This window comes from Breznakia sp. PFB1-19 (assembly GCF_029893935.1).
GTDB lineage: Bacteria > Bacillota_I > Bacilli_A > Erysipelotrichales > Erysipelotrichaceae > Breznakia > Breznakia blatticola.
Map to the genome: position 1 here is coordinate 1 of NZ_JARXXJ010000044.1, position 8015 is coordinate 8015.

The following is an 8015-nucleotide window of genomic DNA, read 5'->3' on the forward strand; positions in this document are numbered from 1 at the left end:
CACAACAACGTTATGAATATCTGAAAAAGAAAACGTATAACCATTTTTATTCAACTGGTTATACGTTTAGTGCAATCCTTAACTTAATGACATTGTCCTACATATGACTTTTTAAAATATTCATTACTTTTCTCTTTTAAAAAACCCCTTATCATCAGACAATCTGATAACAAGGGATGTTTGTACTAAAATTTTAAGTTTTTAGGTGTCCGTGGGAATGGTTCAACATCACGAATGTTTTGCATACCTGTTAAGTACATTAACATACGATCAAATCCTAAACCAAATCCTGCGTGTTTACAACCACCGTAGCGGCGTAAATCCATGTACCATTGTAAGTGTTCAGTTTCCATGTTCATTTCTTTCATACGCGCTTCTAATACGTCATAACGCTCTTCACGTTGTGACCCACCAACAAGTTCTCCAACTCCTGGTACTAATAAATCACACGCAGCAACTGTTTTGTTGTCATCGTTGACACGCATATAGAATGCTTTGATATCTTTTGGATAATCTGTTAAGAATACAGGACCATCTACAACTTGCTCACAAATGTAACGTTCGTGTTCACTGTTTAAGTCCATCCCCCAGAATACTTTGTTGTCAAATTTAACATCTGCTTTTTCTAATATTTCAACAGCTTCTGTATATGTCATACGTTTGAACTGAGAATCACGTACTTTGGTAATACGGTTGATTGCATCTTTATCAATCATCGTGTTAAAGAAGTTCATTTCTTCTGGTGCATTTTCTAATACATAGTCAATACAGAATTTAATCATATCTTCAATTAAATCCATGTCATCATCTAAATCTGCAAATGCGATTTCTGGTTCAATCATCCAGAACTCACTTGCATGTCTTGATGTGTTTGAATTTTCTGCTCTAAATGCAGGTCCAAATGTATACACATCTCTAAAAGCCATAGCAAATGCTTCTACGTGTAATTGTCCAGTTACAGTTAAGAATGCTTCTTTACCAAAGAAGTCTTCTTCATAGTTTGCATCATCTCTAGTAGTTGCAGTAAACATTTCTCCTGCACCTTCTCCATCATTACCCGTAATGATTGGTGTATGTACATATACGAATCCTTGGTTTTGGAAGAATTCGTGAATTGCCATACTTAAGACACTACGTAGACGGAAAATTGCATAGAACGTATTTGCTCTAGGACGTAAATGCGCAATTTCACGCATATATTCAAATGAATGACGCTTCTTTTGTAATGGATAACTTGGATCACAAGCACCTAGTAATTCCATTTCTTTTACTTCTACTTCAAATGGTTGTTTACCTTCTGGTGTTGCTTTCAGTTTTCCCATAACACGAATGGCACTACCTGTACCATATTTTGTAATGGCATCATATCCTTTGATGTCACCTTTGTATACTAACTGACAATTTCGGAAGTAACTACCATCATTCATCTCAATAAATCCTACTTTTCCATTATCACGGTTGGTACGGATCCATCCTTCTAATTCTACATACTCTAATGAATCGATTTCCATGGTTGAGCCTGTTAGCATCATCTCATAGAGTTCTCTAATGGTAATAAATTCAAACATCGTTACTCTCCTTTTTTATCTTTCGCGTTTGTTTCAAATACAAGTTCTTGTATACTACTTACAACATCGACTACTTTTACGGATACGTAGTCTGGAACTTGTATATATTTATGCGTGAAATCAACGATTCCACGAATACCGTTTGCTATAAGTCGGTCCACAGTTTGTTGCACATTATCACTAATGGCAAGAATTGCAATACGACATCCTTCTGGCATTTCTTTTTCCAATTCATCGATTGGATAAACAGGTACACCAAAACGTGTTCCTTGTCGATCTGGATTGCTATCAAATGCAACCGCAATCTCTCCAACAACGTGGTCCCAATTGTTGTATTTTAGTAATGCGCGTCCTAAGTTCCCTGCTCCTACTAAAATAATCTTCTCATCAAAATCCACACCTAATTGTTCATTAAATATTTCGATTAAGGTATCAATATCATACCCATACCCTTGCTTTCCTAAATTCCCCAATAAAGAAAAATCACGACGAATCGTCGTTGACTCAATTCCTGTTAAAGCACTTAAATCTTTAGACATGATTCTCTCATTTCCATATTTCTTCAATCGTCTAAGCGCTTTAAGATATACCGGATATCTTTGTAAGGTTGCCTTAGGTACTTTTCTACTTTCCATGTTTATCACCCATGTGTATTGTAACACATAAGTGCTACTTGTGAAATAATTAATTTTCGTCACAAGTGATTCTAATGAACATATAAAATGATATGTATTTATGCACTTCTTTTCACATATCTACAAATACAACAAAAGGCGAATAAACGCCTCTTGTTATCGTATGATTAACCCTCTCTGTTAACCTGTATAAATCCTACACTTGAATGGGTAACTTGTCAATTTTGTGAGTTTGTTCACGAGTTAGTAATACGTTCAAGAATCACCTACTCTATTCTTATATAACTTCATCAAAATATTGCTTAATATAATCATCAACTGTTTTTCTTCCCATTTTTCTGTGGGAAAAACTTTTTGAGTTTACTATACTGTTTTTATTTTTGTCATATACATATTCAAGGCTAAAATCTAAATTAATATCATTTTTTTCTAAATACTTGTTCAAGAAAACAACTTCCTCATCAAAGTACTTAAATTCGTTCAGAAATAAACATCTTAAATTGCACTTCGGACATTTATTCTCATCACTACATTTCTCTTTTTCTCTATAATACGGTGCTTCTTCATTATCTTTTATAAATATATAGCAATTGCTCTTATCATAAAAGACCGTATCTTTAGCAGGTAAATAATTAAATATCACACTAATTTTGAAGTGCGTGTTTTCTTCTCCCTTTTCTCCCATTTTATCTTGAGAAACACTGAATTCTATATCATTTACACAAAAATGCTTAATCCAATGAAAAGTAGAAATTGGGCCCAGTCGATCAAAATACTGTGCGAACACCTCATGACTAACACGTTTTTTCGTTATATCAGATAAGTCGAGTAACCTTAACCAAAACGATATTTTTCTTACATCGATTCTTCGTCCTCTAAAAACATGATAATCTTCTTGTCCAAATATTTTTGAAGCTTTGTATGCATGATTTTCAGAAACTCTTGCTATTAAACTTCTCTCATGTCCACTTAATGGAAGAAAATCATTTTTTTCAATCATTTTTTTACTTGTTTTTGGATGATCATTTCGTACCTTCCCTTCCAAGGTACTGCTAACTAGATCCGTTATTGAATAAATATCATATAAGAATCCTTCAAACTTCTTGTTTGAGTTTTTGTCTTGCATTTTGGAAAGCATTTCATTAATTTTTCCATATAATGTTGCAATAACTCCATTATTTTGATCAACTTTTTCATTGCTTGTAACTCCATTCAACATCCCAACATCATGTAGATAGCATGCAGCAAAAAGTATAAATTTCTCATCTTTATTCAAGTTTAAATAACCTAATAACTTTTCATTCATAAGCGAATAGTTTTGAACTAATTCCAAAGAATGCTCTTGATTATGTAAAGTGAAAAATGTTAAATCCTTAGATCCATTTTTCCAAATGTTTTCGAGGTAATAGTGAAGTTGTAAAATAATATCCTTATCATTGCTTGAACCTAGTTCTAAGTCAATCAACTTTCTAACTTTATCATAATTAAAGTCTACCTCACCACAAAAATAATCACATTCATCAAGCATTTCACTTACCATATTAAAAAAAGCATTCAAATCAAAACTTCTATAGTTTAGATACGCCATAATTCTATATTCCCAAAATTCAAGCGGTGTTCCATTTCGCTTTATCAAAATTGTGTCATCTAATTTGAAGAGTTCCATGAAAAAAGATGTAAACAACTTCTTGTACTCACTTGATTCAATTTTTATTTCTAATTCATTATACTCACTTGGATATACATTGAATATAATCAACTCTGTATCCTTATCATTATTCTTTTCATCCTTTTTAAAAAAGACATTATCGAAATTAATAAAAGAAGGATTAACTAAATCATTATTTTCTAACTCACTTTCCCAAAATGCCAATAAAGTATTAATTATCTTTAGATTATCTATCTTAGATATATATGCATCGTTAAGGTTTTGCATATTTCCCAAATCATTTTTCTTTGAAATATCGACTTGTTTATTCGCACGACATACCAAAATCTTATAGTACTTTTTACATTCAGAAATCCAATAATTTCCATTAAGTTCTATTTCGGAGTCTTCAGTTATATTAAATTGTACACTTTCCGCGAAAAATATATCATCCCTTAACTCAAGTAACTTCAAAGGAAAAGAGTTGTAATGTTGCAGTGCTTCAACTTCAAAATCATTAGTGTCTTTATAATCAAAAATCATTTCACATTCTGAATATATTTTTATCCATGACAATTTTGCACTTGAGTTTAAATATTTTTTTATTAAATCATTTTGCTCAAATATATCTCTTATTTCAATATACCATTTCTTTGATTCATCAGTTGCGTCAAAACTTTGTATACATTTTAATAAACATAAATAGTAGTAAGTTAACACATTGATGTTCTCACACGCTTTTTTATATGTATTTAGATATTCAACAACTCTCGTTAATAAGTAACTATATTTTTCTTGACAATTGTGGCAGTATTTTAATAAATTCATTACGCAATAGTAAAAATTGATATCAGTAATATCTGTATTTAAACTTTTCGTGGATTTGTTTTCCACATTACTAATCCAATCAATATCAAAAATTTGATCAACTAACAAATAAAATTTCTTATCATATGCTATTTTTCTCGTTAAAAATGAAGCTTTTCTCTTCGAATATGTTGAATACTCTTTTTTTATTTTGTTTTCTTCGTCTTCTTTGTTTATACCTAGTTTACTGCTATTTAACAATTTCTGTATTTGAAATTCATAGTTTTCATGTCTTGCAGTTATTGCATTGAATAATGCTTCATCTATTTCTTGGTTTGCATTAATTGATGCATTTACTAAAGAAATATCACTTGATAGATATCTTAATATACTTGCACAACTCTTATCTTCTGTATATAAAAGAGAACACTTTGATTCGTTTGTGCATATTTTTTTATTATTATAATCAGCTTCATTAATCTCTGAATACACAGAATCAACAATCTCTTTTATTTCATCAACACCAACGTTTTCACGAAGAAAAATTCGTCCATCGTCAACATATGAGAAGATCTCAGAATTCAAAAATCCTTTCTCTTTTAATTTATTCTGAATTTGCTTATATGAGTCTTTAGTATATAAAGATGATAAAAATGCCGAGAACAGTGGACCCTGTGGTAATCCCAAATCTTTTTTATCTATTACTCTTTTTTTACAATAGATTTTAAATAATCCCTTTGTTTCTTCACTTATATTTTCTGGTTTAAAATAGCCAATTATGGTCTCTATCCATCCTTCTAAGGAGAATTTTGACACGTCAGTACTTTCATTAACAAACTCATCTTCGCATTTTAACAATTCTTTTAACATTCGAATTAATTTACCTTGTTGAATTGATGGATAAAAATCTTTTAAATCATATTCATATACACAGTTAAATGTGGTATCAGATTCAAGATTTCTTTTTTGCTTGTTTACAAACTTTTTATATTGATATTGCCAATTTTTGTAAAAATAATAACTTTCCCCATCATTTAACTGTACACCTAAATTTTCGTTTGGTAAGCAATTTTTTAATTCTTCACTTATTACATTAAAAACTGACTGAATTAATACTTCATCAAAAAATCGAAATCGAACTATCGGTCTGTAATCAAAATTGATTTTATCACTCATGTCGTCTTCAGATATATTTTTTATTCGAAGTAAAAAATCAAATTTAGAAAAAAAATCATACTTATTAGTCTTCAGACAATTACTAATTTTATCGATATTGCCCATAAGATCACTCTCAAAAAATAGAATTTCTTTCTCAAGTTGTAACTCTTGATTTTGACAATTATTTTTAACCATCCTATATGCAGCATAAATTTTTTTCTTGCTGTATATTCTTTCGCCAACATTTAACATCATTCTTCTCCTACGATTTCTTTTATATATGAAATGGCTTCATCTTTTTTATTAGATTTGCTAATATCTTTAAAATACTTTATCTCCAAAAAGTTATTATCATCTCTCAATGCCTTTCCCTTTTTTTCAGAGCACATTCGTTGATATACACCCATACTTCCATTAATATAATCTAGCTCTACTGAATACATTTTATTATGAGTTTCTTTCTCATACGCTTCAACAGTGAGTATATTCTTACTGTATATTCTTCGGCCATTTAACTGCTGATAATTATTAATATCATACTCTTGAGAAAGATTTCGATTAAAAATACTATATACTTCACCCATCAAAACACTATATTCCAAATAGTTAGATCTGAAACCTTTTAACTCATGTATTACTTCTTTTGCATAAAACTGTTCTAAAGAGAACTTATCCATAAGATATAATGAATCTACATCTTCATCTTCAACAAACATTGCTTTAAAAATTCTCATATCATCAGATTTCTGTTCAGCATCGTTATTTATTAAAACTTCAATCTCTTTAATATAATTTGGACTATAATATAAAATGAATTCCCCAACGCTATCAAACAAGTTAGAGATTGAAATTTGATTTTTCTCATATTCCTCTAGATTTTGCCTAATTAAATCCGTTCTATAATCTTTGAATTTCTCTTTATATTTCTCAAAAGAACTTATGTCTTTATCAATAAAAAGTGAATCAGGGTCCTTCTTTTTCAAATAGTAGTCATCATCATCGAAGAAATATATTCTTCTAAATGAGTACTCAAACGATTTTTGATATTGATTATTATCTTTCATTTTAGCAATTTTCTCAAAAATATTCTTATAGCCGTTTCTTCCTCCCTCATCACCATCAAGAAAGAAAGTAATATTGGAAACGGAAAGTTCTTTAAGTGCTTTAATTTGCTTATCAGTTATATTATTAGTAAGCAATGCCACTACATTACGTACTCCAATTTCACGTAGACGAAATACATCAAAACTACCTTCTACTATATATACATTATCTAAAGCCTTAATATCATTAATTGCACCATCGAAGTTAAATAAGAAATCATTAGGTCTCAAACTTCCCTCCGAGTCAGAAGACATCAAAAACTTATATTTTACATCTTCACCTATATCATCTATTTTTCTTCCAATTAAAGATATATTTTCACCATATTTATCTTTTATTGGTATTAATAATCTATTCTTTAATACGAATTCATCATTAAAGAAAATATGATGTTTTTCCAGTACATAATCTAAATTTTTTAGTTTTTTTGATTTGAGATATGTTAATAATTTACTTGAATTAGAAACAAAACCTAGCGAAAAAGTCATCGAAGTCTCTTTACTTATTTTCCGATTATTCAAAAAATCTTGACCACTTTTACCATCCACGTCATAATCTAAAATGTAACTAGAATATTTAACAATTTCATTTATGACAGCAATATATTCTCTTTCAGAATCTGAGTATACAGTACTTGTAACCTTTTTTTTGGTGACATTCATATCATCCAAATTTATCTCAGAAGAAAATTCTTTTAAAATGTAATCGATAACATCCTCAATAGACATTTCTTTTCCTTCTTTATACTTAAAATAGTCTTTTACCAAACTAAAAACATCTCCATGATGTGATGTAGAATAACAATGGAACACCTGATATTTTTCACTTATTTTTAGTGATGGATCAGTATCATTTTCAGTATAAAATGATTGATATGTAATATTCCATTTTACTTTTTTTGGTTTAATTTGCTTTGGTTCTTTTAACAACCGATGAGCAACATCAACTATATTTAATTCTTTTCGTATTTTTCTAATTATTTCTAGATTTTTTTCTAATTCTAATAAACTACCCCGGGGCAGAGCCCAGAAAGCCATCCCATGGCTTTCCGACGGGGTATTCGGGTCGCTTCGCTCAAGCTGATTACACTCGCAT

At 30.0% G+C, this 8015-nt stretch carries 4 protein-coding genes; all 4 read right to left on the reverse strand.

Annotated features, from left to right (window positions below; translation table 11 throughout):
* Positions 1-185: 185 nt before the first annotated feature.
* A complete protein-coding gene (gene asnS, locus M2098_RS11360; RefSeq protein WP_280684584.1) occupies positions 186-1568 on the reverse strand; it encodes an asparagine--tRNA ligase in 1383 nt (460 codons plus the stop codon).
* A 2-nt stretch (positions 1569-1570) separates the two neighbouring features.
* A complete protein-coding gene (locus M2098_RS11365) occupies positions 1571-2203 on the reverse strand; it encodes a redox-sensing transcriptional repressor Rex (protein WP_134168323.1) in 633 nt (210 codons plus the stop codon).
* Positions 2204-2480: 277 nt separating this feature from the next.
* On the reverse strand, positions 2481-6068 hold the full coding sequence (locus M2098_RS11370; protein WP_280684581.1) for a hypothetical protein: 3588 nt from the start codon (positions 6066-6068) through the stop codon (positions 2481-2483).
* The coding region (locus M2098_RS11375; RefSeq protein ID WP_280684579.1) for a toprim domain-containing protein at positions 6068-8015 on the reverse strand (1948 nt) is incomplete at its 5' end. The genes M2098_RS11370 and M2098_RS11375, both read right to left, overlap by 1 nt.

Bases quoted from the DNA above. Each gene is read 5' to 3' on its own strand.
- M2098_RS11365 (WP_134168323.1), bottom strand. From the start codon at position 2,203: ATGGAAAGTAGAAAAGTACCTAAGGCAACCTTACAAAGATATCCGGTA.
- asnS (WP_280684584.1), bottom strand. From the start codon at position 1,568: ATGTTTGAATTTATTACCATTAGAGAACTCTATGAGATGATGCTAACA.
- M2098_RS11370 (WP_280684581.1), bottom strand. From the start codon at position 6,068: ATGTTAAATGTTGGCGAAAGAATATACAGCAAGAAAAAAATTTATGCT.